This window comes from Kribbella sp. CA-253562, from assembly GCF_050942265.1.
GTDB lineage: Bacteria > Actinomycetota > Actinomycetes > Propionibacteriales > Kribbellaceae > Kribbella.
Genome location: NZ_CP192049.1, coordinates 3977974 through 4002433 on the forward strand (window position 1 = coordinate 3977974; position 24460 = coordinate 4002433).

The 24460-nt window shown below is 70.7% G+C and carries 20 protein-coding genes; 11 read left to right on the forward strand and 9 right to left on the reverse strand.

The genetic code is table 11. The features are described from left to right. Positions 1 to 29: 29 nt before the first annotated feature. The 3 genes from ACQPXM_RS18840 to ACQPXM_RS18850 all read left to right on the forward strand — a co-directional run bounded on the left by ACQPXM_RS18840 (position 30) and on the right by ACQPXM_RS18850 (position 4324). Complete coding sequence (locus ACQPXM_RS18840; RefSeq protein ID WP_432950344.1) at positions 30 to 1406, forward strand: hypothetical protein; 1377 nt, start codon at positions 30 to 32, stop codon at positions 1404 to 1406. A 70-nt stretch (positions 1407 to 1476) separates the two neighbouring features. Continuing rightward, positions 1477 to 2958: an APC family permease gene (locus ACQPXM_RS18845; protein ID WP_432950346.1), complete on the forward strand. Its 1482-nt coding sequence runs from the start codon at positions 1477 to 1479 to the stop codon at positions 2956 to 2958. A gap of 46 nt (positions 2959 to 3004) precedes the next feature. Then, positions 3005 to 4324 carry a peptidase MA family metallohydrolase gene (locus ACQPXM_RS18850; RefSeq protein WP_432950347.1) on the forward strand — a complete coding sequence of 440 codons (1320 nt, stop codon included), beginning with the start codon at positions 3005 to 3007 and terminating at the stop codon, positions 4322 to 4324. A gap of 64 nt (positions 4325 to 4388) precedes the next feature. Here ACQPXM_RS18850 and ACQPXM_RS18855 read toward each other — a convergent pair whose 3' ends face one another. Beyond that, entirely contained in the window at positions 4389 to 6503 is a 2115-nt protein-coding gene (locus ACQPXM_RS18855) for a 3-hydroxyacyl-CoA dehydrogenase NAD-binding domain-containing protein (RefSeq protein ID WP_432950348.1), read from the reverse strand. A 76-nt stretch (positions 6504 to 6579) separates the two neighbouring features. After that, positions 6580 to 7779, reverse strand: coding sequence for a thiolase family protein (locus ACQPXM_RS18860; RefSeq protein WP_432950350.1), 1200 nt, complete (start codon positions 7777 to 7779; stop codon positions 6580 to 6582). Positions 7780 to 8017: 238 nt separating this feature from the next. On the opposite strand from ACQPXM_RS18860, the gene ACQPXM_RS18865 reads away from it, so the two are divergent. The 3 genes from ACQPXM_RS18865 to ACQPXM_RS18875 all read left to right on the forward strand — a co-directional run bounded on the left by ACQPXM_RS18865 (position 8018) and on the right by ACQPXM_RS18875 (position 10036). Beyond that, complete coding sequence (locus ACQPXM_RS18865; RefSeq protein WP_432950352.1) at positions 8018 to 8698, forward strand: hypothetical protein; 681 nt, start codon at positions 8018 to 8020, stop codon at positions 8696 to 8698. A 166-nt stretch (positions 8699 to 8864) separates the two neighbouring features. Next, positions 8865 to 9539, forward strand: coding sequence for a dienelactone hydrolase family protein (locus ACQPXM_RS18870; RefSeq protein ID WP_432950354.1), 675 nt, complete (start codon positions 8865 to 8867; stop codon positions 9537 to 9539). A gap of 8 nt (positions 9540 to 9547) precedes the next feature. Continuing rightward, positions 9548 to 10036: a glutathione peroxidase gene (locus ACQPXM_RS18875; protein ID WP_432950356.1), complete on the forward strand. Its 489-nt coding sequence runs from the start codon at positions 9548 to 9550 to the stop codon at positions 10034 to 10036. A 171-nt stretch (positions 10037 to 10207) separates the two neighbouring features. On the opposite strand, the gene ACQPXM_RS18880 is transcribed toward ACQPXM_RS18875, so the two are convergent. After that, entirely contained in the window at positions 10208 to 11470 is a 1263-nt protein-coding gene (locus ACQPXM_RS18880; protein ID WP_432950358.1) for an HRDC domain-containing protein, read from the reverse strand. Beyond that, on the reverse strand, positions 11467 to 12069 hold the full coding sequence (locus tag ACQPXM_RS18885) for a DUF3000 domain-containing protein (protein ID WP_432950360.1): 603 nt from the start codon (positions 12067 to 12069) through the stop codon (positions 11467 to 11469). The genes ACQPXM_RS18880 and ACQPXM_RS18885 overlap by 4 nt, the downstream gene beginning before the upstream one ends. A 229-nt stretch (positions 12070 to 12298) precedes the next feature. On the opposite strand from ACQPXM_RS18885, the gene hemE reads away from it, so the two are divergent. Continuing rightward, positions 12299 to 13270 (forward strand): uroporphyrinogen decarboxylase, encoded by a 972-nt coding sequence (gene hemE, locus ACQPXM_RS18890; RefSeq protein ID WP_432951049.1) that lies wholly within the window; start codon positions 12299 to 12301, stop codon positions 13268 to 13270. Here the strand turns inward: hemE and ACQPXM_RS18895 are convergent. Then, positions 13239 to 14144 (reverse strand): DMT family transporter, encoded by a 906-nt coding sequence (locus ACQPXM_RS18895; protein WP_432950362.1) that lies wholly within the window; start codon positions 14142 to 14144, stop codon positions 13239 to 13241. The genes hemE and ACQPXM_RS18895 overlap by 32 nt on opposite strands. A 108-nt stretch (positions 14145 to 14252) precedes the next feature. Between ACQPXM_RS18895 and ACQPXM_RS18900 the strand changes: the two genes are divergently transcribed. The 4 genes from ACQPXM_RS18900 to ACQPXM_RS18915 all read left to right on the forward strand — a co-directional run bounded on the left by ACQPXM_RS18900 (position 14253) and on the right by ACQPXM_RS18915 (position 18107). After that, the gene (locus tag ACQPXM_RS18900) at positions 14253 to 15146 is read left to right on the forward strand and encodes a LysR family transcriptional regulator (RefSeq protein ID WP_432950364.1); all 894 of its coding nucleotides are present in this window, start codon (positions 14253 to 14255) and stop codon (positions 15144 to 15146) included. Positions 15147 to 15443: 297 nt separating this feature from the next. Then, complete coding sequence (locus ACQPXM_RS18905) at positions 15444 to 17003, forward strand: protoporphyrinogen/coproporphyrinogen oxidase (protein ID WP_432950366.1); 1560 nt, start codon at positions 15444 to 15446, stop codon at positions 17001 to 17003. Further along, positions 17000 to 17728, forward strand: coding sequence for a hydrogen peroxide-dependent heme synthase (gene hemQ / locus ACQPXM_RS18910; protein ID WP_432950367.1), 729 nt, complete (start codon positions 17000 to 17002; stop codon positions 17726 to 17728). Before ACQPXM_RS18905 ends, hemQ begins: the two co-directional genes overlap by 4 nt. Before the next feature lies 1 nt (position 17729). Then, complete coding sequence (locus ACQPXM_RS18915) at positions 17730 to 18107, forward strand: VOC family protein (protein ID WP_432950369.1); 378 nt, start codon at positions 17730 to 17732, stop codon at positions 18105 to 18107. 60 nt (positions 18108 to 18167) lie between these two features. On the opposite strand, the gene msrB is transcribed toward ACQPXM_RS18915, so the two are convergent. From msrB to ACQPXM_RS18935, 4 genes are all read right to left on the reverse strand, one after another. Next, entirely contained in the window at positions 18168 to 18584 is a 417-nt protein-coding gene (msrB, locus tag ACQPXM_RS18920) for a peptide-methionine (R)-S-oxide reductase MsrB (protein WP_432950371.1), read from the reverse strand. A gap of 118 nt (positions 18585 to 18702) precedes the next feature. Then, positions 18703 to 21096, reverse strand: a complete 2394-nt coding sequence (locus tag ACQPXM_RS18925) for a lamin tail domain-containing protein (RefSeq protein ID WP_432950373.1) — start codon at positions 21094 to 21096, stop codon at positions 18703 to 18705. A gap of 85 nt (positions 21097 to 21181) precedes the next feature. Next, positions 21182 to 22570, reverse strand: coding sequence for an adenylate/guanylate cyclase domain-containing protein (locus tag ACQPXM_RS18930; RefSeq protein WP_432950375.1), 1389 nt, complete (start codon positions 22568 to 22570; stop codon positions 21182 to 21184). Next, the gene (locus tag ACQPXM_RS18935; RefSeq protein ID WP_432950377.1) at positions 22563 to 24320 is read right to left on the reverse strand and encodes an FAD-dependent oxidoreductase; all 1758 of its coding nucleotides are present in this window, start codon (positions 24318 to 24320) and stop codon (positions 22563 to 22565) included. Before ACQPXM_RS18935 ends, ACQPXM_RS18930 begins: the two co-directional genes overlap by 8 nt. Positions 24321 to 24460 lie beyond the last annotated feature (140 nt).

Below are 24460 nucleotides of genomic sequence, written 5' to 3' on the forward strand. Positions count from 1 at the left end.
GACGGGCGGACCGGAGGAATCGACCCGACGTGAGTGTGTTTTCCCCTGAGCCTGCCCGGCGCGGTGCTCAGGCACCGCCCCCCGGACCCCGCCGCTGGCTGGGTCTGCTGGTGGTGGTCGCGCTGACCTGCGGCGGCGTCGCGTACGCCGTCGAGCAGCGCGAGGAGGACGCCCGCAGCCGGCCCACGGTGACCGCCACGCCGACCGCTCCGCCGAACCAGAGCAACAAGCCGCCGTCGAAGACCGCGGCCGCGGTCGCCGCCCGGCGACTCGCCGTCGACACCGTGCTGCTGCGCCGCGCGAACGCGGTCCGGACCGGGAACGAGCGGCTGTTCCTGGCCGACGTCGACCCGGCCGACACCAAGCTGCGGCAGGAGCAGCGCACGCTGTTCGCGAACCTGGTCGACCTGCGCTTCGCCGAGATCGGGTACAGCCAGGCCGAGGAGCGGTTCGACCAGTCGGTGGTCCGCGAGCACGGCCCTTCGACGTACCTGGTGCGGGTGCTGATGCGGTACCAGATCCCGAGGGTCGACCACGACCCGGTGACCACCGAGCTCGGCTACACGTTCGTCAGCCGCGGCGGCCGGTGGATGATCACCGACGACGACGACCTGGACGACGAGCTCGGCCCGACCGCGCACCGCGAGCCGTGGGACCTGGGCCGGATCGAGGTCCGGCGCGGGCCGCGGGTGCTGGCGATCGTCGAGAAGGGCGACACCGACCGGGCCGCGGCGATCGTTGCCGAGGCCAACGAAGCGCTGGCCCAGGTGGCCGGCTACTGGCCGCGGCGCTGGCGCGGGTCGGTGCTGATCGCGGCGCTGGACGACACCGAGGTCCGGGACGCGCGGTTCGCCGACGAGGACATCGAGTCCGCGGCCAGCGCCGGCTCGACGTTCACCTCGCTGCCCGGTCAGGACACCGCGGACGGCACGGTCGGCGGCGCGTACATCGTGGTCAATCCCAAGGAGCGCGACCGGATCGACGAGATCCTGCTGTCGCACGAGATCACCCACGTCGCCACCGCCGACCTCGGCGGCTACGAACCGCTCTGGCTGGCCGAGGGGGCCGCGGAGTACGTGTCCTGGCGGGGGATCGAGGCGGTCAGCGGGCCGGGTGAGGTCGCCCAGTGGGAGCAGGAAGTGATCGACCAGGCGCTGCCCGGACTGTCCGCACTGCCGTCGGATCTCGGCTTCTACCAGAGCAACGCCGACGTGTACGGCGTGAGCTGGCTGGCCGTCCGCTTCCTGGTTCGCGAGTTCGGCATCCGGGCGGTGGAGGAGCTGTACGAGGACCTGGCCCGGCACGGCACCGACCAGGCCAACCGCGACCGCATCCTGTTGAGCCGAACTGGGTACACCGAAGCAACGTTGTGGATCTCACTGAAGGCGTACCGTCCCCAACGCTGAGTGGCGGATTGACCTCATGGCGTCAGGGGAGCACCCTCGGGGATGTTCCGTCCGATCCTAGGAGGCGTTGATGAGTCTGTTGCGGACCAAAACGATCGAGCAGTCGATCGCGGACACCGACGAGCCGGAGTACCAGCTCAAGAAACGCCTCACCGCGCTGGACCTGACCGTGTTCGGCATCGGCGTGATCATCGGCGCCGGCATCTTCACGCTGACCGGCCGCGCCGCCCAGGCCTACGCCGGGCCGAGCATCGCGCTGTCGTTCGTGCTCGCCGCGATCTGTTGTGGTCTCGCGGCCCTGTGCTACGCCGAGTTCTCCTCGACCGTTCCGGTGTCGGGGTCGGCCTACACCTTCTCGTACTTCTCACTCGGCGAGATCTTCGCCTGGATCATCGGCTGGGACCTGCTGCTGGAGCTGATGCTCGGGGCAAGCGTCGTGGCGCAGGGCTGGTCGACGTACGCCGCGCTGTTCCTGGAGCAGATCGGCCTGGGCTGGCCGGACGCGATCGGTCCGGACTCCAGCGTGAACCTGCTGGCGATGCTGCTGGTGATCGTGCTGACCATCCTGGCCACGATCGGCATCAAGGAGTCGCTGCGGGTCAACCTGGCGCTGGTCGCGGTCAAGCTGTTCGTGGTGCTGTTCGTGATCGTGGCCGGCCTGTTCTACGTCAAGGGCTCGAACCTGACGCCGTTCATCCCCGACAGCGTGCCGTCCGAGAGCGGTGAGGTCAGCATCACGACCCCGTTGTTCCAGGCGCTGTTCGGGTTCACGCCGTCGACGTTCGGTGTGATGGGCCTGGTGTCGGGCGCCTCGCTGGTGTTCTTCGCGTTCATCGGCTTCGACGTGGTCGCCACCACCGCCGAGGAGGCCAAGAACCCGCAGCGCGACCTGCCGCGCGGCATCATCGGCTCGCTGGCGATCTGCACCGTGCTCTACGTGCTGGTCTGCATCGTGATCACCGGAATGGTCAACTACAAGGACATCAACGGTGAGGCGGCACTGGCCGAGGCGTTCCGGTCGGTCGGCCGTCCCGGCTTCGCGACGCTGATCTCGGCCGGCGCGGTCGCTGGTCTGACCACCGTCGTGCTGACCCTGATGATCGGTGCCGCGCGGGTCGTGTTCGCGATGAGCCGCGACCACCTGGTGCCGGCCAAGCTGGGCAAGACGCACCCGAAGTTCGGTACGCCGTACCGGCTGACGCTCGGGATCGGTCTGCTGGTCGCGCTGGTGGCCGGGCTGACCCCGATCGGCAAGCTCGAGGAGATGGTGAACATCGGCACGCTGGCCGCGTTCACGATGGTCGCGATCGCCGTCCCGTTGCTGCGCCGGCGCCGCCCGGACATCGAGCGCTCGTTCCGCGTGCCGGGCAACCCGGTGGTCCCGATCCTGGCCGCGCTGATCTGCATCTACCTGATGCTGAACCTGTCGCTGGAGACCTGGCTGCGGTTCGCGATCTGGATGGCGATCGGCTTCGCCCTGTACGCCGTCTACGGCTACCGCAAGAGCCGGGTCGGCCGGGAGGAGCAGACCGGGGAGATCACCCGGGCCTGACGGTAGGATCCCTCAGTCGATGTCGGCTGAGGGCAGGATCGCGTTCATGAAGCACCCGAGACGCCTGATGGCGGCCGTGGCCGCGGTCGCCATCACCGGGGCCGCCGGGGCAGTCGCCGTCAGCCGGTCGGGGGACGGCAGCGGACCGCCCGGCGGTACGGCGGTGGCGCTGGGTGCGCCGGGCAACCAGTCGACGCCGGAGCTGAGCGAGGCGGCGAAGAAGAGCCGGCAGCGCGAGGTCGACCTCCTGCTCGCCAAGCGGGCGACGGCGGTGCTCTCGGGCGATCTGAAGGGTTTCCTGGCGGCGGTCGACCCGAAGCAGCCGAAGCTGGTCGCGCGACAGCGGTTGCTGTTCGTGAACCTGCGCAAGTTCGGGTTCAGCAGCCTGAAGTACTTCACCGCCGACAGTTGGGCGGCGCCGCAGCTCACCGAGAAGTTCGGCCCCACGACGTACACCACCCGGGTGATGATGCGGTACCAGATCGCCGGGCTGGACCCGCGGCCGGTGCAGACCGATCTCGGCTACACCTTCGTGCAGCGGTCGAACCTGTGGGTGCTGGTCGAGGACGGCGGGATCGATGAGACGCTGAGCCGCGACGGGCACCGGCAGCCGTGGGACTTCCAGGAGGTCGAGCTGGTCCGGCGCGGCAAGGTCGTCGTGGTGGTCGACCGGCGTGAGCTCGCGCTCGGCCGGAAGATCGCCCGGATCTCCGAGGACGCGGTCGACGCGGTCCGCCGGCACTGGCCGCGGGGCTGGAACGGCTCGGTGATGGTGGTCGCGATGGCCGAGCCGCGGGTGATGGCGACGTTGTGGACGACGGGCAACGGCCGCGGCTGGACGATCGCCGCCAAGGCGGTGACCTTGTACGAGGGGGAGCAGGCCGGGCGGACCAAGGGCGCACCGGTGGGCAGCCGGATCGTTGTCAATCCCGCGCTGCGCAAGGACCTCGACGAGGACCTGCTCGTGCACGAGATGACGCATGTCGCGACCGTGCCGCTGGGCGGCCAGGTCCCGATCTGGCTGGCCGAGGGTTTGGCCGAGTACGTGCGGTGCCGGTCGGTCGAGGACGATCCGCAGTGGACGGTCGATCCGTACCGGCGCAGCGTGCGCTCGAAGTACCTGCCGGGCATGAAGAAGCTGCCCGACAGCGCCGGCTTCGACCAGAACGGCGACCGCGCCTACGGCCAGAGCTGGTGGGCGGTGGAGTACCTGGCCGACGACATCGGCATGAAGAAGGTCGCCGCCCTCTACACCGACCTGGCCGTGCACGGCACCAGCGAGGCGGCGTACGGCGCGATCCTGAAGCGCCACACCGGCAAGACCCCGGCCGGGCTGGCCGCGGCGGTCAAGAAGTTCCGCGGCTGATCGTGCTGCTGGGGGCCGGTCCGGGCTTCCGGCCCGTGCCGACCCCCAGCAATTCGGGGAGGTGTCAGGCCAGCGAGGCCACGCCCTTGGGCAGGAACCGCTTGCCGTTGACCTTCTCGGCGATGCCCGAGCGGTCCAGGTACGGGGTGATGCCGCCGAGGTGGAACGGCCAGCCGGCGCCGAGCAGCAGGCACAGGTCGATGTCCTGCGCCTCGGCGACCACACCCTCGTCGAGCATGATCCGGATCTCCTCGGCCAGTGCGGTCAGCACCCGGGTGCGCAGCTCGTCGGCGCTGGACGGCTTGTCGCCGACCGTCACCAGCGCCTCGACCTCGGGATCCACCGACGGCTTGCCGTCGGCGCTCCAGACGTAGAACGAACTCTTGCCTGCGGCAACTACCTTGGCGAGGTTCGCGGACACCGCGAACCGGTCCGGGTAGGCCCGGTTCATCGTCTCCGCGACGTGCAGCGCGACCGGCAGGCCGACCAGTTGCAGCAGCACGAACGGCGGCATCGGCAGGCCGAGCGCCGACAACGCCTTGTCCGCCTCGGGAATCGGCGTACCTTCGTCGACCGCCGCGCTGACCTCACCGAGGAACCGGGTGAGCAGCCGGTTCACCACGAAGGCCGGTGCGTCCTTGACCAGCACGCACGACTTCTTCAGCTTCTTGCCCACCGCGAACGCCGTCGCCAAGGTGGCGTCGTCGGTCTGGTCGGCGCGGATGATCTCCAGCAGCGGCAGCACCGCGACCGGGTTGAAGAAGTGGAAACCGACCACGCGCTCGGGGTGCTCCAGGCCGGCCGCCATCTCGGTGATCGGCAGCGACGAGGTGTTGGTGGCCAGGATCGCCTCCGGCGTGACGATCTTCTCCAGGTCGGCGAAGATCGTCTTCTTCAGCTGCAGCTCCTCGAACACCGCCTCGATCACGAAGTCGGCGTCGGCGAAGACGGAGCGGTCCACCGAACCGGTGACCAGCGCCTTCAGCTGGTTGGCCTTGTCCGGGCGGATCCGGCCCTTGCCGAGCAGCTTGTCGATCTCGCCGTGCACGTAGCCGACGCCGCGGTCGACGCGCTCCTGGTCGAGGTCGGTCAGCACGACCGGCACCTCGAGGCGGCGTACGAACAGCAGGGCGAGCTGGCCGGCCATCAGCCCGGCGCCCACGACGCCGACCTTGTTCACCGGGCGGGCGAGCGACTTGTCCGGCGCGCCGGCCGGGCGCTTGGCCCGCTTGTTCACCAGGTCGAACGCGTAGAGGCCGCTGCGCAGCTCCTCGCTCATGATCAGGTCGGCCAGCGCCTCGTCCTCGGCCGCGAACCCGCGGTCGCGGTCGTTGTCCTTGGCCGCCGCGATCAGCTCCAGCGCCCGGTACGGCGCCGGCGCGGCTCCGCTGACCTTGAGATCGGCGAACGCCTTGCCACGGGCCACGGCCGCGTCCCAGGCGTCGCCCCGGTCGATCTCCGGGCGCTCGACGGTGATCTCGCCGGTCAGCACCTTGCTCGCCCACAGGATCGACTGCTCGAGGAAGTCGGCGGAGTCCAGCAGCACGTCGCCGATGCCGAGCTTGACCGCCTCGGGGCCGGACAGCATCTTGTTCTGGTTCAGGGCGTTCTCGACCACGACCTTGACGGCCTTGTCGGCGCCGATCAGGTTCGGCAGCAGGAAGTTGCCGCCCCAGCCCGGCAGCAGACCGAGGAAGACCTCCGGCGTGGAGATCATCCCGGCGGCCACCGAGACGGTCCGGTACTGCGCGTGCAGCGCGACCTCCAGGCCGCCGCCGAGCGCGACGCCGTTGACGAAGCCGAAGCTGGGCTTGCCGCCGTCGACCAGCTTGCGCATCACGCCGTGGCCGATCCGGCCGAGGTTGAGCGCCTGCTCCCGGTCGACCAGCTTCGGTACGCCGGTGAGATCGGCGCCCGCGGCCAGGATGAACGGCTTGCCGGTGACGGCGATCGCGGCGACGTCGTCGCGGGCCAGCGCCGCGTCGATCGCGGTGTTCAGCTCGGCCAGACCCTTCGGCCCGAAGGTGTTCGGCTTGGTGTGGTCGTGGCCGTTGTCGAGCGTGATCAGCGCGAGCGTGCCGGCGTCGTTCGGCAGCACGACGTCGCGGCTGTGCGCGTGCGTGACGACCTCGTCGGTCTCGATCGCGACCGCGTCGTCGATCAGCTGCTGCAGGTTCACTTGGACTCCTCGCTGCGCTCGTCGCCCAAGTGAGCGAGATCGTGCTGTGCTGGTTGGTTCACTCGCTGGCGCTCGCTCACGCGGCGTTTCCTTCCCAGTTCGGGTTCTCCCAGATGACCGTTCCGCCCATGCCGAGGCCGACGCACATCGTGGTCAGGCCGTAGCGGACCTCGGGGCGCTGCTCGAACTGCTTGGCCAGCTGGTTCATCAGCCGGACACCGGACGAGGCGAGCGGGTGGCCGTAGGCGATCGCGCCGCCGTACGGGTTGACCCGCGGGTCGTCGTCGGCGATGCCGTAGTGCTCGAGGAAGGCCAGCACCTGGACGGCGAACGCCTCGTTCACCTCGAAGGCTTGGATGTCGTCGATGGTCAGGCCGGCCAGCTTCAGTGCCTTGTCGGTGGCCGGGACCGGGCCGATGCCCATCACCTCGGGCTCGACGCCGACGAAGCCGTACGAGACCAGCTTCATCTTCGGCTTCAGGCCGAGCTCCTCGGCGGCCTCGGCCGACGTGAGCAGGCACGCCGTGGCGCCGTCGTTGATGCCGGCCGAGTTGCCCGCCGTCACCCGGCCGTGCGGGCGGAACGGCGTCTTCAGCTTCGCCAGGTCCTCCAGCGTCGTACCGGGGCGCATCGGCTCGTCGGTGGTGGCCAGACCCCAGCCGAGCTCGGCCGAGCGGGTGGCGACCGGGACCAGGTCGGGCTGGATCAGGTCGTTGGCGTAGGCCTTGGCGGCGCGCTCCTGGGAGGCGACCGCGAACGCGTCGGTGCGCGCCTTGGTGATGGTCGGGAACCGGTCGTGCAGGTTCTCGGCGGTGGAGCCCATCACCAGCGCGGAGGTGTCGACCAGCTTCTCGGAGATGATCCGCGGGTTCGGGTCGACGCCTTCGCCCATCGGGTGCCGGCCCATGTGCTCGACGCCGCCGGCGATCGCCACGTCCTGCGATCCGAAGGCGATGCCGGACGCGAGCGTGGTCACCGCGGTCATCGCGCCGGCGCACATCCGGTCGATCGCGTAGCCCGGGGTGGTGTTCGGCAGGCCGGCCAGCAGCGCGGCGGTCCGGCCGATGGTCAGGCCCTGGTCGCCGATCTGCGTGGTGGCCGCGATCGCGACCTCCTCGACCCGCTCCGGCGGCAGCGACGGGTTGCGCCGCAGCAGCTCACGGATGCACTTGATCACCAGGTCGTCGGCGCGCGTCTCGGCGTACTGGCCCTTGGCCTTGCCGAACGGGGTGCGCACGCCGTCGACGAACACGACATCGCGGATCTCACGGGGCACGAGGCCCTCCTTAGTCAGCCTTCGATGGGGTAGCACCCCGATGCTACCCGTCGGTAATGAAAGCCCCCAAGCAGGCGCGCCTGTGCGGCTGCTCACAACCCGGTTCCGGGTGGAAACACACAGCTGCGGCGCGGCGGGAATCTCCTGGACAGCTGCACAGGTTCGGGGGCGATATGCCGTGGCGCGCGGGCGGGATCGGGCGCATGCTGGAACCAGGCACGCTTCGGGAGTCGCTCTGATGAACAACTTCGATCTCGCCGTTCCGGTCCTGAGCCGGGGCAAGCACCGCAATCCGCGCAAGGGCGCCTGCTTCATGGAGTTCGCGTCCTACCTGGCCGGCGAACCTTGGTCGGACCACCCCGCCTGCACGCACCCGCTGCTCGCGGGAGTCGCCCGCGACGTCAACGACTGCACCACCGACGCCGGCCGGTCCCGGCTGGCGCCGCTGATCCCGTCGGTGATCGGGCTGACGCCGGACGACCCGCACGTCGTCCCGCGGGTGACGGCCGTCTGCATCCAGGAAGCCCTGCCGGTGGTCTCGCAGGAACGCCAGTACATCCTGGCCGTCGCCCTGATCGTGGGGGAGAAGCAGCTCGCGCTGCTCGACGGCCGCCCGCTGGACAGCATGGACCCGGCCTCACAGGAGGCGCTCGACTCGGTCCCGGCGGCCACCAAGTGGGCGCGGGCGTTCACCGCCAAGGCCCACCGCGGTACGCCGGACTACGCCCGCCGCACTGCGCCACGCGCTGTGTCGTGCGCTGTCGAGGGCATCTCGCAGGCGTGCGTTCCGGACCCGGACGAGCGCCTCTATCGGCTGCTGAGCGCCGCGATCGACGAGTGCAAACGCTGGGTTCCGGCCAAGCCGTCTCGACTCCACCGCACCACCCGCACCCCCGAGGAGTCCGTCGACGCCCGCTGACGCTCCACGCATTTGGTCAGCGATTCACCGCCAAGGTCATGGGGCCTCCCAGTCTGGACTGAGGAGGGAGGGAGCGCAGCGACCGACCGACGAGGGAAGACCGGGAGACAAAGCCCCATGACCCGCGGAGCCGGAGGCGACGCCAAAAGCACAGTAGGCTCGCGGGGTGCCCCTAGAAATCGACACCGGCTCCGGCTTGATGCCTGTGCATGTCTGGGAATCCCCGTCGGGGGCGGGCCCTGGTCTGTTGCTCCTCCAGGAGATCTTCGGGGTCTCCGACTACATCCAGGAGCGCGGCGCCCAGTTCGCCGCGCTCGGCTACCACGTCGTCGCCCCCGAGATCTTCTGGCGCCTCGACGACGTCGATCTCGACCCGGACGCGCCTGACCTGCTCGACCGCGCGCTCGCGGTCGTGGCCCGCCTCGACTGGAACCTGGCCGTCTCCGACGCGGTTGCCGCGCTGGAGTACCTGCGCGGCCGCGACACCCCGGTCGGCGTGATCGGCTTCTGCTTCGGCGGGGGGCTCGCCTTCAACGTGGCCGCGGTCTCGTCGCCCGACGTCCTGGTCAGCTACTACGGCTCCGCCCTGCCCGACCTGCTGGAGCTCGCGCCGAAGGTCGACGCGGCCAGCCTGCACCACTTCGGTGACGTCGACGAGTACCTGCCGCCGGACACCGTCGACCAGATCGTCCCCGCACTGGGCGACGCCGAGGTCCACCGCTACCCGGGCGCCGGGCACGCGTTCGACAACCCGATGCCCGCGTTCCACGATGCCGAGGCCTCCGCGCTGGCCTGGCAGCGCACCACCGCATTCCTGTCCCGCCACCTGCCTGCCGAATGAGGAACCACATGAGCCTGTACGACATCCCGCTGCGGACCCTGTCCGGCGCCGAGACCTCGCTCGGCGAGTACAAGGGCAAGACCGTGCTGGTCGTGAACGTCGCGTCCCGCTGCGGCATGACCCCGCAGTACACCGAGCTGGAGAACCTGCAGAAGAAGTACGCCTCCCGCGGCTTCACCGTGCTCGGCGCCCCGTGCAACCAGTTCGGCGGCCAGGAGCCCGGCACGGCCGAGGAGATCCAGGAGTTCTGCTCGACGACGTACGGCGTGACGTTCCCGATGCTCGACAAGCTCGAGGTGAACGGCGAGCACCGGCACCCGCTGTTCGAGGAGCTCACGCTCGCCCCGGACGCCCAGGGCAACGCCGGCGACGTCCAGTGGAACTTCGAGAAGTTCCTGGTGACACCCGACGGCACGGTCGCGGCCCGCTTCCGCTCCCGCACCACCCCGGAGTCCCCGGAGGTCGTCGAAGCGATCGAGGCCCAACTCCCGGCCTGACCAGCCCATCCGCACCCCGCACCCCGCACCCCGCATTTCGACGGTCAACCCCGTGTGTTGTGGGTTCTAGCCCTGCCTGCACAGGTCGAACCCACAACACACGGGGTCAACCGTCGAAATGGGGGCAGGGCGGCGGGGGCAGGGCGGAGCGGGGCCCGGCGAGGTGGGGAGTCAGTCCAGCGGCTTGGCGGGTGCCGTGACCGTGATGGCGTCGGTGAGGACCTGCGCGGTCAGGCCGATCTGCCACTCGCGGGCGCCGTGCTCGCGCAGGAACGTGCTGACCACGTCGAGCTGCGGGTCGGCCGGGGGAGACCAGGCCAGCCGGCGGATCGTGTCCGGGGAGAGCAGGTTCTCGGTCGGCAGCCGGTGCGCCTCGGCGATCTCGCCGACCGCCGCACGGGCGGCCGACAACCGGGCCGCGGCGTCCGGGTCACGGTCGGCCCAGGCGCGGGCCGGCGGCGGGCCGTCGTACCGGGGGCCTTGCTTGGGCAGTTCGCTGTCGGGCAGCCGGCGGGCGTGGTCGATCGCCTCCCACCAGGTCCGCATGTGGCGGTGTGCGCCGCGGCCCTTGAACGCGGTCAGCCGCTGCAGGGTTTCGCGGTCGACCGGCATCGCGGCCGCGGCCTCGACGATCGCGGCGTCGGGCAGGATCCGGCCGGGGGAGATGTCGGCCGCCGCGGCGATCTGGTCGCGCGCCTCCCACAACGCCCGTACGACGGCCAGGCTGCGGCGGTTCCGGACCCGGTGCATGCCGGACGTCCGGCGCCACGGGTCGGGCTTCGGTTCGCGCGGCGGTGCGGACAGGATCGCGGCGAACTCCTGCTCGGCCCACTCCCACTTGCCCTCGCGGCGCAGCTCCAGTTCGATCGCGTCGCGCAGCTCGATCAGCATCTCGACGTCGAGCGCGGCGTATACCAGCCAGGGGCTCGGCAGCGGCCGGGTGGACCAGTCGGCGGCCGAGTGCTCCTTGCGCATCCGGTACCCGAGGACCTCGCTGACCAGCGAGGCCAGGCCGACCTTGGGGTAGCCGAGCAGACGCCCGGCCAGCTCGGTGTCGAAGACCTTGCGCGGAACCATGCCGACCTCGGCCAGGCAGGCCAGGTCCTGGTTCGCGGCGTGAATGATCCACTCCGCGTCGACGATCGCGTCGCCGAGCCCGGACAGGTCACCGAACGGAATCGGGTCGACCAGCGCCGAGCCCGAGCCCTCACGGCGAAGCTGCACCAGGTACGCGCGGTGGGAGTACCGGTAGCCGGAGGCTCGCTCGGCGTCCACCGCGACCGGTCCGGTACCGCTGCGGAAGGCCTCGACGACCTCGCTCAGCGCACTGTCGGTGTCCACGACCTCGGACAGTCCGTCGCGCAGTTCGAGCAGTGGCAGGGTCTCGGTCGGGTCCTCGGGGACGGGCGACTGCTGGGTCTCGGCCGGGCTCATTGGCCCCGCTGACCGCGGCGGGTAGGCATCGCGACCACGCCTGGCGGCACCGGCGGCAACCCTGCCGCGGTGCACAACACCTCGCCCCACGCCTCCGCGTGCCGCGTCACGTCGATCCCGCCGTCCTGGCCCGGGACCGGGCTCCAGGAGGCGCGGATCTCGATCTCCGCGGTCGCGTCGTCGTCGGCCATCCCGCCGAAACTCTCCGACACCACCCTGGTGACGGTACCGCTCGGCGCCAGGAAGTCAGCACCCCGGTCGGCCAGTGCCTCCATCAACCAGGTCCAGCCCACGCCACCGAGCAGCGCGTCGGTCACCATCTCCGGTTCGACGGCCGCACGCACGTACGCGACACAGCGGAAGGTCGACTGCCAGGCGTCGTTCCCGTCCGGGTCGTAGAGGACGACCAGACGGCCGGTGGCGACATCGTCACCGTCGACCGTCACGTCGGCGCTGACCGCGGCCGCGTGCGGAGCGATCCGCTGCGGCGCGGGCATCTCCTCGACGAAGACCTCGGGCCGGAACCGGGCCTCACGCAACTGCGTCAGGGCCTCGGCGAACTCCGCGGGTGGCGCGTCGACCTGCTTGCGGGCACCCATGCTTCGCAGCCTACGACTGATCCCGCACCGACGGCGGTCTCGACGCGCCGGTGGTGTGGTGTGGGGTGCTGCTGGGGTTCGAGGGCCTGGGGTGGCGACCACGTGTCCGGACGACGGCCCCGGCGTGGGATCATCGGATGTGCCTTCGACACCGTCCGCTGCGCTCGACCGGTCTCCTTTCCTGCTCGCCGCCCGGGGTGAGCCCGGGCCGCACACGCCGGTCTGGTTCATGCGCCAGGCGGGTCGCTCGCTGCCGGAGTACCGGGCGGTCCGCGAGGGCATCTCGATGCTCGAGTCGTGCACCCGACCCGACCTCGTCGTGGAGATAACGCTGCAGCCGGTACGCCGTTACGGCGTCGACGCGGCGATCTTCTACTCCGACATCGTGCTGCCGCTCAAGGCGGTCGGGGTCGACCTGGAGATCAAGCCCGGCGTCGGCCCGGTGATCGCGTCGCCGGTGCGGTCGGCCGAGGACCTGGCCGCCGTCCGGCCGGTGGAGCCGTCGGACGTGTCCTACGTGACCGAGTCGGTCCAGCAGTTGGTGTCCGAGCTGGGTGGGACGCCGCTGATCGGGTTCGCCGGGGCGCCGTTCACCGTCGCGTCGTACCTGGTGGAGGGCGGGCCGAGCAAGGACTACGCCCGGACCAAGGCGATGATGCACGGCGACCCGAAGCTCTGGCACGCGCTGGCCGACCGGCTCGCGGACGTGGCGATCGCGTACCTGTCGATCCAGATCGAGGCCGGTGCGTCGGCGATCCAGCTCTTCGACTCCTGGGCCGGGGCGTTGTCGCCGCGTGACTACGCGCAGTTCGTGCAGCCACACTCCGCCAAGGTCTTCGCCGCGCTCGAGCAGTACGGCGTACCGCGGCTGCACTTCGGCGTGAACAACGGCGAACTGCTCGGCCTGATGAGCCAGGCCGGCGCGGACGTCGTCGGTGTCGACTGGCGCGTCCCGCTGGACGAGGCGGTCCGCCGGGTCGTCGCCGCCGGCGGCACGCCGAAGCCCGTCCAGGGCAACCTCGACCCGGCCCTGCTCTTCGCCGGCTGGGACGCCATCGAGCCCGAGCTCGACCGCATCCTCACCGACGGCAAGGCGGCCCCGGGCCACATCTTCAACCTCGGCCACGGCGTCCCCCCGAACGCCGACCCGGAGATCCTGCACCGCATCGTCAAAGCCGTGCAGGCGAAGTCGGCGTCCTAGGCGGCGTCCGGCATGGCGGCGGCGCGTTGTTGGTGGCGCGTTCGATGCTCTGTCCCCAGTACGTTCCGGTGACCATCAGCACCGCCCCGAGGCCGGCCAGGGCGGTGAACTTCTCGCCGCCGAGGCCGATGCCGACCGCAACGGCCCAGACCGGTTCGGTGCCCAGCAGCAGACTCGCCCGGCTCGCGGAGCTGTTCTGCACCGCCCAGGTCTGAGCGAGGAACGCGAACACGCTGCAGAACAGGGCGAGATAGATGAGCTGGCCCCACACCGCGGCATCGAGCTGAGTCAGCTTCGGCAGGCCACTCGAGGCCGGTACGACGAACAGTGCCGAGCCGGCCAACAGCTGAATGGTGGTCAGCTGCAACGGCCGGACCAGGCGGCCCTTCGTCAGTCGCCCCACGAGCGCGACGTGCCCCGCGCGGACCACCGCGGCGGCGAGCATCAGCAGGTCGCCGTTCCGGGGAGCCTGGAAGCCGTTGCCGGACATGAGCAGCGTCACGGCCAGCAGGCAGACGCCCGTGGCGGCGAAGAAGCGCAGGGGCAGGCGGCCGTTGGCTGACGTGCGGTCCAGCAGCGGGGTGAGCACGATCGTGAGGCTGATGATCAGGCCGGCGTTGGCCGCGCTGGTGTGCGCGACGCCGTAGGTCTCGAGCACCAGGACAGCGGCCTGGGTGACGCCCAAGAGCGACCCGACGCGCAGTTCGTCGCGGGTGAAACGGCGGGTCCGGCGGCGGGCGGCGACGAGGGCGAGGCACGCGATCGCGGAGATCGCGTACCGCGCGAACAACACGACCAGGACAGGCAGGACGTAGGTGACGGTCTTCGCGGCCAGGTAGCTGGAGCCCCAGACGATGGCGACGAGCAGAAGCACTGCGTCAGTGCGGCGGGCGTAGAACACGTCCCCAACGCTGCAGTGCTTCGATCGTGAAGCCAAGGACGAGCTTCTTCAACAACGCTGAAGCATCACTACACTTATTGGATGAACGAGCGGCAGTTGCAGATCCTGCGGGAGCTCGGCGAGCTGGGCAGCGTCACCGCGACCGCAGAGGCGCTGCTCATGACTCCCTCGGCCGTCTCACAACAGCTCCGGCTGCTGCAACGCTCGATCCCGGTTCCGCTCACCGAACGTGATGGACGGCGGTTGGTGCTCACCGATGCCGGCCGGGCCCTGGCCAGTGCGGCGATCGAGGTGGAGACCGCGCTGGCCAAGGCACGGCATACCGTCGAGGAGTACGTCGACCAGCCGGACGCCGAGGTGTCGGTCGCGGCTTTCAACAGCGCGGCCGCCGCGTTCTTCCCACTGCTGCTGGCCCAGGCCGGCCCAGGAAGCCCGCGGCTCGCGCTCGCCGACGAGGACGTCGCGCAAGACGAGTTCCCGCGACTGACGCGGGAGTACGACCTCGTCCTCGCCCACCGTCTCGACCAGGCGCCACCGTGGCCGGCGACGGTCACCGCGGGCACGCTGCTGCGCGAACCGCTCGACATCGTCGTACCGGCCGACCATCCCTTGGCCGCCGAACAGCACCTCACTCCGCGCGACGTCGCGGACCAACCCTGGATCACGGTGCACGACGGGTTCCCGCTGATGGCCACCATCGAGGCGATCGGGGCCGCCGCGAACCGGCGACTCGACATCGTCCATCGCGTCAACGACTTCGCGGTGGTCGCCGAGATCGTGGCTGCCGGCGGAGGCGTGGCGCTGATGCCGCGCTGGACCGCCCGCCCGCACCCCGCACTGGTGCTCAGACCGCTGAGCGGCGTACCCACCGGACGCCACATCGATGTGCTCCACCGCCCGGAACGCGCCGCCCGGCGCGCCGTACGGAGGGTGCTCGCCGACCTGCGCCGTGCCGCCGCAACCATCCAGCGCTGAGACGCCGACGCCGAGGCCAACGCGGAGGCCCTCGCCGCACCCGCCGCCTCCGCCCACGCGAAGGCCGACGCCGACCCCGCCGCCCCGGACACCCACGCAACCCCCGCCGCCCCCGACCCAGTCGGACTCGAGCAGCGTCATTTCGACGGTTAACCCCCCGCGTGGTGGGTTCGACGGGCTCATCCAGGCGTAGAACCCACCATCGGCTGGGTTAACCGTCGAAATGGCTGCGGGTGGGTGGTGGGTGTCGGGCGCCTTCGGCGGGTGGGTGAAGATGGGGCCGTGGATGCTCGGGCGGTGGTTGTTGTCGGGGGCGGGATCAGCGGGCTGGCTGCGGCGCACGCGTTGGCGACCGGGCCGAACCCGCCGCGGATCACGGTGCTCGAGGGCTCGCCGCGGCTCGGCGGGAAGCTGGCCGGGGACGTGCTCGAAGGCGTGCCGGTCGACCTCGGCGCCGAGTCGGTGCTGGCGCGGCGGCCGGAGGCGGTCGAGCTGATCAAGGCGGTCGGGCTGGGGGAGGAGCTGGTGCATCCGGCGACGACCTCCGCCGGACTGTGGGTGGGCGACCGGATCCGGGCGATTCCGCCGACGGTGATGGGCGTGCCCGTCGATCCCGCCGAGACCGTGGACGTGCTCGGCGAGGAGGCGGCCGCGCGGGTTGCCCGCGAGCGCGAACTGGCGGCGCCTGCCCTGATCGAGGACGTGGCGATCGGCCGGTACGTCGCGGAGCGGATGGGCCCGGCGGTGACCAGCAAGCTGATCGATCCGTTGCTCGGCGGGGTGTACGCGGGGCGCGCCGAGGAGATCTCGCTGGCGGCTGCCGTGCCGGAGCTGTACGCCAAACTGAAGAGCGCGCCGAGCCTGCTGGCCGCGACGGCCGAGATGCGGGCGACGAGCCAGCGGCGGGCGTCGGACGGTTCGCCTGTCTTCGCCGGGATCCGCGGCGGGATCAACCGCCTGATCCAGGCGCTGGAGGCCGACCTCACCGCACGCGGCGTCGAGATCCGCCGCTCGACGACCGTACGCCGGATCACGCGCGCCGGCGGGGGAGTGGGCACGGGCGACGCGGAACCGCGCCACGGGACCGTGGGCAACGCGGACGCGAGCTACGGGACCGCGGGCGACGCGGACGCGAGCTACTGGACCGCCGGCGACGCGGACGCCCGCTACACCACCGGCGACGGCACGGCGGCAGGCGGCCGGTTCGTCCTGGAGACCGGGCCGGTCCCCGCACCCAAGCTGATCCACGCCGACGCGGTGATCGTCGCGACCCCCGCAACCCCCACCGCGCGCATGCTGGCCGAGTTGGTGCCTACGGCATCGACCGAGCTCGCCGCGATCGACTACGCGAGCATGGCGATCGTCACGCTCGCGGTGCGCAAGGCTGACTGGCCGGGCGGCGCGACCGGCTCGGGGTTCCTCGTGCCCTCCGACGAAGGCCGCACGATCAAAGCGGCGACGTACTCGCACGCCAAATGGGAGTGGTCGTCCGAGGCAGGCGGCGAGCTCGCCGTACTGCGGACGTCGGTGGGACGGCTCGGCGAGGAGTACGTGCTGCAGCGGTCCGACGAAGAGCTGACCGCGCTCGCGATCGCCGACCTGCGCACGGCGATCGGGCTCGACGCGCCGGTGGCCGGTTCGCTGGTGACCCGCTGGGGCGGCGCGCTTCCGCAGTACGCCGTCGGCCATCTGGACCGGGTCGGCCGAGTCGAGACGGCCGTCGCCGAGCAGGCCGGACTCGCGGTCTGCGGGGCGGCGTACCGGGGCGTGGGAATCGCCGCCTGCGTCGCCTCCGGAGCCCAGGCGGCAACCCGGGTGCGAACCCACCTGGACGCATTGGCGACAATGGCCAGGTGACCGACACGCCTGCAGCACCCGAGAGCGCCACGCCCGCGAAGCCGAAGGCCCGCGAGCTGAACAACGTGATCCGCTACACGATGTGGTCCGTCTTCAAGGTGGAGACCCCGCTGGGAGACACGGACCGCGACGAGCTGACCGCCGAGCTGACCGACCTGGTCGGCAAGCTGGCGGCCGACGACGTGGTGATCCGCGGCTGGTACGACGTGGAGGGGTTCCGCGCCGACGCCGACTTCCTGCTCTGGTGGCACGCGCCGTCGTCCGACGCGCTGCAGAAGGCCTATCACGCGCTGCGCCGGTCGCGGCTCGGGCGGCACCTGGCGCCGGTCTGGTCCCAGCTGGCGCTGCATCGGCCGGCCGAGTTCAACAAGAGCCACATCCCGGCGTTCCTGGCCGACGAGGAGGCCCGCGGCTACGTCTGCGTGTACCCGTTCGTCCGGTCCTACGAGTGGTACCTGCTGCCCGACGAGGAGCGCCGGCACATGCTGGCCGAGCACGGCAAGATGGCCCGCGGCTACCCCGACGTACGGGCCAACACGGTGGCCTCGTTCGCGCTCGGCGACTACGAGTGGATGCTGGCCTTCGAGGCCGACGAGCTGCACCGGATGGTCGACCTGATGCGCGACCTGCGCGCCTCGACGGCCCGGCGGCACGTGCGGGAGGAAGTCCCGTTCTACACCGGCAAGCGGACCGAGCTCGGCGAGCTGGTCGCCAACTTCGCCTGACATGGAACACAAGGCGTTCCCGGTCCTGTACGTCGGCAACATGCGGCGCTCGGTCGAGTTCTACACGCTGCTGGGCTACGAGCAGACCTACCAGTTCCCGCTCGAGGGCGACCCGCACTACGTCGGCCTCGAGCGCGGCGAGTCGTCGCTCGGCCTGACCCACACCAGCTGGCCCGAGGCGCAACTCGGCATCACCGTCGGCACGGCGCCGCGCTTCGAGCTGTTCCTGTACGTCGACAACGTCGAGACCCAGATCGAGACCCTGCGCGCGGCCGGCTACGAGATCGTCCAGGAACCGGCGAACATGCCGTGGGGTGAGCGCCAGGCCTACGCCTTCGACCCCGACGGCACCCCGGTCGCCCTCGCCACTCCAATCTGACGTTCGACGTACGAAAGGCCCGGCACTCGTGGAGTGCCGGGCCTTTCGACGTTCAGCCGATCAGGCCGGTGACAGCGTCAGGCTGATCGAGTTGATGCAGTAGCGCAGGTCGGTCGGGGTGCCGTAGCCCTCGCCCTCGAAGACGTGGCCGAGGTGCGAGCCGCAGTTGGCGCAGCGGACCTCGACCCGCTTCATGCCGAGCGCGGTGTCCTCGATGTACTCCACCCGGTCCTCGGCCAGCGGCGCGAAGAACGACGGCCAGCCGCAGTGCGAGTCGAACTTGGTCTCGCTGCGGAACAGCTCCGCGTCGCACGCCCGGCACTTGTAGACGCCGACCGTCTTGGTGTCGGTGTACTCCCCGGTGAACGGCCGCTCGGTGCCCGCCTTGCGCAGGACCTGGTACTCCGCGGGGGACAGCTGCGCCCGCCACTCCTGGTCGGTCTTGTCGATCGCGTACTGCTTGGTGCCGTCGGTCACGGTGCCCGTACCTCCTCAAGGTCAAGGAGCCGGTTCCCCGGGGAAACCGGCTCCTCTTCATTATCAGCGGCCGGACAAGCCAAACCCCGCCCGGGGCCCCGGCGTCAGCGCCCCGTAATCACCGGTACCAGGACGGCAACGGCACGACCCGTACCACCTGCGGGTCGTGGTCGCTGATCTGGTCGGGGAACTCGGCGTTCATGTGCACCACGTCGTACGACGAGGCCGGCTGCAGGTTCCGCGACATCAGGATCTGGTCGAGGATCTGGCTGTTGCCCTCGAACACGTAGCTGTACCGCTCGTCGGCCGGCAGCGTGCGCGGCAGGTCGATCAGCGACGTCCGGCCCGAGCCGACCAGGATGTCGGTGGTGGTGCTGAACTCGAAGTCGTTGATGTCGCCGAGCACGATCACGTTCGCGCCGCGGTCCTTGGCCAGGATCTGGTCGACGAACGTGCGCACCGACTGCGCCTGCAGATGCCGCTTGACCGTCGAGGACTGCACCGGCGGCTGGATCCGGCCCCACAGCGGGTCGTCGCCACCCTTGGAGCTGAAGTGGTTGACCACCACGAACAGGCTCTGGCCGTGCCAGGTGAACTCGCCGGCCAGCGGGACGCGAGCCGCTTCCCAGGCCGGGTTGGCCGGGTCGACGCGGCCGGGCGACGCGCTGAGGTGCGGGCGGCCGAACCGGTCGGTGGTGATCGTGGTCGCCGTGGTCGAGCCGCCGCCTGCGCGGTCGACGAACTTGACCGGACGGTCGGTGCGGTACAGGAACGCGACCCGGATGTTGCCGCCAGGCTCACCGCCTTCCTGGCCGTCGACCGGGTCGATCTGGCGCCAGGCGTACTTCGGGCCGCCGGCCCGCTGGATCGCCGCGACCAGCGTGTTCAGCGTCACGTCCGCGGCCGTCGTGCCCGAGTTGGCCGCACCATCGTTGTCCTGGACCTCTTCGAGACCGAGGATGTCCGGCGAAGCGAGGTTTCGCACGACGGCCTGGGCCAGCCCGTCGAACTTCTCCACCCCGTCGGCCGGGTCGAGGTTCTCGACGTTGAACGTCGCCACCGAGACCTGCAGCGGGGACGACGGCCTGGTCTTCTCACGCTGCAGTCCGCCGTCGACGACGGTCGGCGTCTGCGTGACCAGGAACTTGAAGTTGCCGAACCCGTAGTCCAGCACGCCGGTCACCGTTCCGGCGAGCGTGTCGCCGGTCTTCGCGTCCGGGATCGGTGCCAGTACGTCGTCCAGCAGGACGCGCTCGGGGTTGCTGTCGGTCTCCCGCAGCACGATCCCACCGCGGATCGTCCGCAGCCCGGAGCCGGCCGGAACCACCGACAGTTCGCGGAAGGAGCTCGTCGGCCCGGTCACCTCCGGCTTGTCGATGCCCAGCCACATGCCCTCGAGCGACTCCCAGAAGTCGAGCCCGTCGGTCGCCGGCTGGAAGGTGCCGGTGGTCTCGACGTCGCCGGCCGAGTCGTCGTCGATCACCGTGGACGGCGGAACGCGGCCGCCCGGGCCGACGATGGTCGGCGCGGGGACGGAGTTGCCCGAGGTGACGACGGTGACCGTCGCGTTGGTCAGCTCGGTGGTGGTCAGGTTGTCGGACCCGCCGGAGCCGCCCGGACGGAACTCGGTGACGGTGCCCTGCACCGAGACCGCGTCGCCGACCGCGACGGTCGGTGCCGAGCTGGTGAAGACGAACAGGCCCTCACTGGTCGCCGGGTCGGCGTCCGGCTGGGTGTCCTGGAACCAGAAGCCGTTCCCGCTCTTCGCGGTGACCACGCCGGAGACGTCGCCGACGAGCTTGCCCCGCAGCGGGGACAGGTGCGCGGCGCCCTGGATGTCGTGGATCTTCGCCGGTAGCGGGTCCTCGGCGGGCGGCGCGGTGGTGAGCGTCTTCGGCGACGGGTTCACCGCCTCGAACTCGGTTGCGTTGTTGTCCGCGTCCTTGGTCGGGTCCTTGCGGGTCGCCGACGTGGTGTTCGACAGGCCCGGCGCCGCCGCGGTCTCGAAGTCGTTGGCCGAGCCGTAGCCGACGAAGTCGACGACTCCGGGCGCGGTCGGGCAGCCCGTCGCACAGGTCAGGCTGGTGGTCGATGTGACGAGCGCGACCTTGCCGGCCGAGGCGGACATGTTCACGCTGCCGGTCGCGTCGGGTGCCGGCATCGGCTGGCCGTTGGCGCCGCCGGACGCGCCTTGCGCGAGATAGACACCGCCGGGCGCGATGGTGCCGGACAGGGTGATCTTGTTCGCCCAGGAGGTCCCGGCGGACGACGCGTACTGGATCGACCAGCCGGTCAGGTCGACCGGCGCGCTGCCGTTGTTGGTCAGCTCGACGAAGTCGTTCGTGTAGGCCGCGCCGGAGTTGCCGCCACCGCCGTACACCTCGGTGATGACCACGGTGGACGAGGCGGCCTGTGCCGGGGCGGCCGCGATCGCGGCGACGCCCGGCAGGAGAAGAGTGGGTGTGATCACGAGGGCGCCCAGGCGGCGCCGTGATCGGTTCTGGGCAGACATGAGGCGGATTCTCACACCCGGATCCGACCCCGCCAAGGCCCAGCACGTGAACTCCTGACGATGCCGGGAATGCGAGGGTGATCCTTCAGGAATCGAGCGCGATCAGCCGATGGACCTCGAGCGGCTCGGCCTTGCCCTTGAGGCTGACCGGGCCCAGCGACTCGGTCACCGCGCCGGGCAGCAGCGCCTTCGTGGCCGGTCCGATCGCGACCCCGCCGCCGGGGGCCTTGCCCTCGATCCGGCTGGCGACGTTGACGGTGTCACCGATCACCGTGTGCGTCCGGCCACCCTCCGTGCCGAGCAGGCTGACCGACGCGATCCCGGTGTTGATCCCGACCCGGAACCGCGGCCAGTCCGGATGCCCGGCCCGGACCACCTCGGCCGCCTCCTGCAACGCCAGCCCGGCGGCCGCCGCCAGCCGGGCGTGATCCGGCTGGTCGCCGCGCTTGTTGAACGTGACCATCAGCGCGTCGCCGATGATCCGGTCCACCTCGCCGCCGTGCCGCCCGACCGGCGGGACGACGTTCTCGAAGTACGTGTTCAGCATCGCGGTCACCTCGCCGGGCTCGTGCTGCTCGGAGAACGTGGTGAACCCCTGCAGATCCGCGAACAGCACGGACAACTCCCGGCGCCCGGAGACCGTGTCGGCGACGTACAGGTCGGAGAACCGTTCCTCGTACCACTGGATCCGCACCCCGGCGACCACCAGTACGAACGCCGCGAGCAGCAGCACGTGCCACTCCCACCACGACAGCGCCCAGTTGCGGGCGAACACCAGCGCGACGATCGCCTCGGCCAGCAGCACGAACGCGGACACCATCGAGAGCAGCATCAGCGACGGCCGTTCGGCCCACATCCGCAGGTAGCGCGCGGCGGCGACGCCGTACAGCAGGACGGTCGGTACGGCGAGTGCGGTGAGGATGCCGTCGGCAACCTCCGGTACGGCGGTGCCGTGCAGCGGCGGAAGTCTGGTGATCGAGGCAACGGCCCACAACGCCATCAGGGCGAGCAGCCCGAACCGCAATCGCCGCCCCCAGCGCACCGCGTTCACCGACCGTTGGCCCTCGAACCGCAGGCTCGACAGCACCGCGCAGACCGACCCGACGGCGATCCCGACCGGGGTCGCGAGCACGAACCCGGCGTTCGGCGTACTGAGCAGGACGCCGGGCGTCGCCAACGCGTGCAATGCAAGGAAGCCGGCCGCCGACAGGAACGCGAGCGACACCAGTAGCACCCGCGGATCACCACGCCGCAGGGCCGCCGACCCCATCACCTGAGCCAGTACGGCGCTCAGCACGGCGGCCAGCAGGACCAGCCAGAAGTGCGACGGGTGGTGTTCCCAGTGCACGTCGAGCCCGGGCTCGCGCAGCAGCAGAGCCAGCGCGACGAGTGGAAGCACCAGGACGGCGCCGGTCACCACGACCATCGCCGGCGAGTACACGAACTTCGGCCGCGCCGGGGGAGCGTCAACCATCGGAGGCGGCTTGCTCGGCGATCCGCAGCGTCTTCAGGTGCTCGTGGACCTGCGACACCACGACGGACCCCTCGCCGACCGCGGACGCGACCCGCTTGACCGAACCGCAGCGCACGTCTCCGACCGCGAACAGCCCGGGCACCGTCGACTCGTACGGCTGCGGAGGCCGGTCCCACGTCCACTGCGGCGACGCGGCCGCGTCCGCGCCGGCCTGCACGAACCCGTGAGCGTCCCGGCCGACCTCGGCCGGCAACCACGCCGTCCGGGGCTCGGCACCGATCATCACGAACAATCCGTCGACGCCGACCACGTCCTCCGCGCCGGTCACCCGGTCCCGCAGCGTGATGTGTTGCAACCGTCCGTCGCCGCCACCGTCGACGATCTCGCTGGACGCCCGGAGGGCGATGTTCGGTGCCGCGTCGATCACGTCGATCAGGTACTGCGACATGGTCGCCGACAGATCGGGCCCGCGAATCACCAACGTGACCTGCCGGCAGTAGCGGGCCAGGTGCACGACCGCCTGTCCCGCGGAGTTGCCGCCGCCGACGACACAGGCGTCGAGTCCGGTCAGCCCGTGCGCCTCCGACACGCTGGCGCCGTAGTACACGCCCGCACCGGTCAACGCCTCAAGAGCCGGTACGCCGAGCCGCCGGTACGACACCCCGGTCGCCAGCACCACGGCCTTGGCCGTCACCTCGCCGACGCCGTCGACCTCAGCGACGAAACCGGCCGGCAATCCGTTGCCCTTGGCATCGAGTCGGACCACCTCACGCATCAGCGCGAAGTGCGCACCGAACACCCACGCCTGCTGATATCCGCGCTGGGCCAGCTCCGAGCCGCTGATGCCACGGGAGAAGCCGAGATAGTTGCGGATCAGCGAACTCGTCCCGGCCTGCCCACCGATCGCCTCCCGCTCCACGACCAGCGTGCGCAGTCCCTCGGACGACGCGTAGACCGCCGTCGCGAGCCCGGCCGGTCCGCCGCCGATCACCAGCACGTCGAAGTCGCGGTGCCCGTCGTCCAGACTGGTCGAAACACCCCACGCCTCGGCGATCTCGACGTCGGTCGGGTCGTGCAGCACCGTGCCACCGATCGCCGGCATCCACACCAGTACGCCGTCACCGGGATCCGGCTCGCCGATCTCCCGCAGTACGGCGTCCGCGAGCGGGCTGCCGCTGGCCCGGAAGGCGCTGGGGATCCCGTTGCGCCCGAGCAACGCCCGGATCGCGTGGCCCCGCGCGGACCGGTCGTCGGCGATCACCACCACCTCGCGCAGGTTCGCGATCTCGTTGCGCGACCACTCCTGGACGAACTCGGCCACTGTGCGGTGGAACAGCTCGTCGTGCGCGATCCACGGCTTCAGCACGTAGTAGTTGATGTCGCCCTTCGACATCGCCGCCAGGATCGCCGCGGCCGTGTCCCGCTCGGCCCACGCGCCCCACGGGATCAGCAGCGCGCGCCGCGCGTCGGGATGCAGCGCCCGCGCCTGCCCCAGTACGGCGGCCCGCTCGTCGTCCGGCAGGGCGTGGTCGACCAGGACGACGGCGACCCGCTGCTCGAGTTCGTGGGCCAGTTCGAGGCCGGCCAGTGCGGCGGCGGCCGTCAGCTCGCCGCGCACTCTGAAATCGACGCCGAAGCTGCGCTCCAGCTCGTTCTCGATCCGGTCCAGCCGCAACGGATCACGGTCGACGACGAGCAGCAGCGGCCGCGCCTCGCGCAAGCTCGGCCTGACGCCCGGATCCCCACCCATGTCACTGAAGGTAGATCCGCCCGCGCGTCGCGGCAATGGTGAAAGCGTTTGATCACCGGGCCCTGTCCGCCCCAGTGGGACAGGGCCCGGTGACCAAGTTCAACGATCAGCTGACCACAACCAGGTCGCGGATCAGTTGC

Coding starts and splice junctions, on each gene's coding strand:
- ACQPXM_RS18845 (WP_432950346.1), top strand. CDS start 1,477: ATGAGTCTGTTGCGGACCAAAACGATCGAGCAGTCGATCGCGGACACC.
- ACQPXM_RS18850 (WP_432950347.1), top strand. CDS start 3,005: ATGAAGCACCCGAGACGCCTGATGGCGGCCGTGGCCGCGGTCGCCATC.
- ACQPXM_RS18865 (WP_432950352.1), top strand. CDS start 8,018: ATGAACAACTTCGATCTCGCCGTTCCGGTCCTGAGCCGGGGCAAGCAC.
- ACQPXM_RS18875 (WP_432950356.1), top strand. CDS start 9,548: ATGAGCCTGTACGACATCCCGCTGCGGACCCTGTCCGGCGCCGAGACC.
- ACQPXM_RS18880 (WP_432950358.1), bottom strand. CDS start 11,470: ATGAGCCCGGCCGAGACCCAGCAGTCGCCCGTCCCCGAGGACCCGACC.
- ACQPXM_RS18885 (WP_432950360.1), bottom strand. CDS start 12,069: ATGGGTGCCCGCAAGCAGGTCGACGCGCCACCCGCGGAGTTCGCCGAG.
- hemE (WP_432951049.1), top strand. CDS start 12,299: ATGCGCCAGGCGGGTCGCTCGCTGCCGGAGTACCGGGCGGTCCGCGAG.
- ACQPXM_RS18900 (WP_432950364.1), top strand. CDS start 14,253: ATGAACGAGCGGCAGTTGCAGATCCTGCGGGAGCTCGGCGAGCTGGGC.
- ACQPXM_RS18915 (WP_432950369.1), top strand. CDS start 17,730: ATGGAACACAAGGCGTTCCCGGTCCTGTACGTCGGCAACATGCGGCGC.
- ACQPXM_RS18925 (WP_432950373.1), bottom strand. CDS start 21,096: ATGTCTGCCCAGAACCGATCACGGCGCCGCCTGGGCGCCCTCGTGATC.
- ACQPXM_RS18930 (WP_432950375.1), bottom strand. CDS start 22,570: ATGGTTGACGCTCCCCCGGCGCGGCCGAAGTTCGTGTACTCGCCGGCG.
- ACQPXM_RS18935 (WP_432950377.1), bottom strand. CDS start 24,320: ATGGGTGGGGATCCGGGCGTCAGGCCGAGCTTGCGCGAGGCGCGGCCG.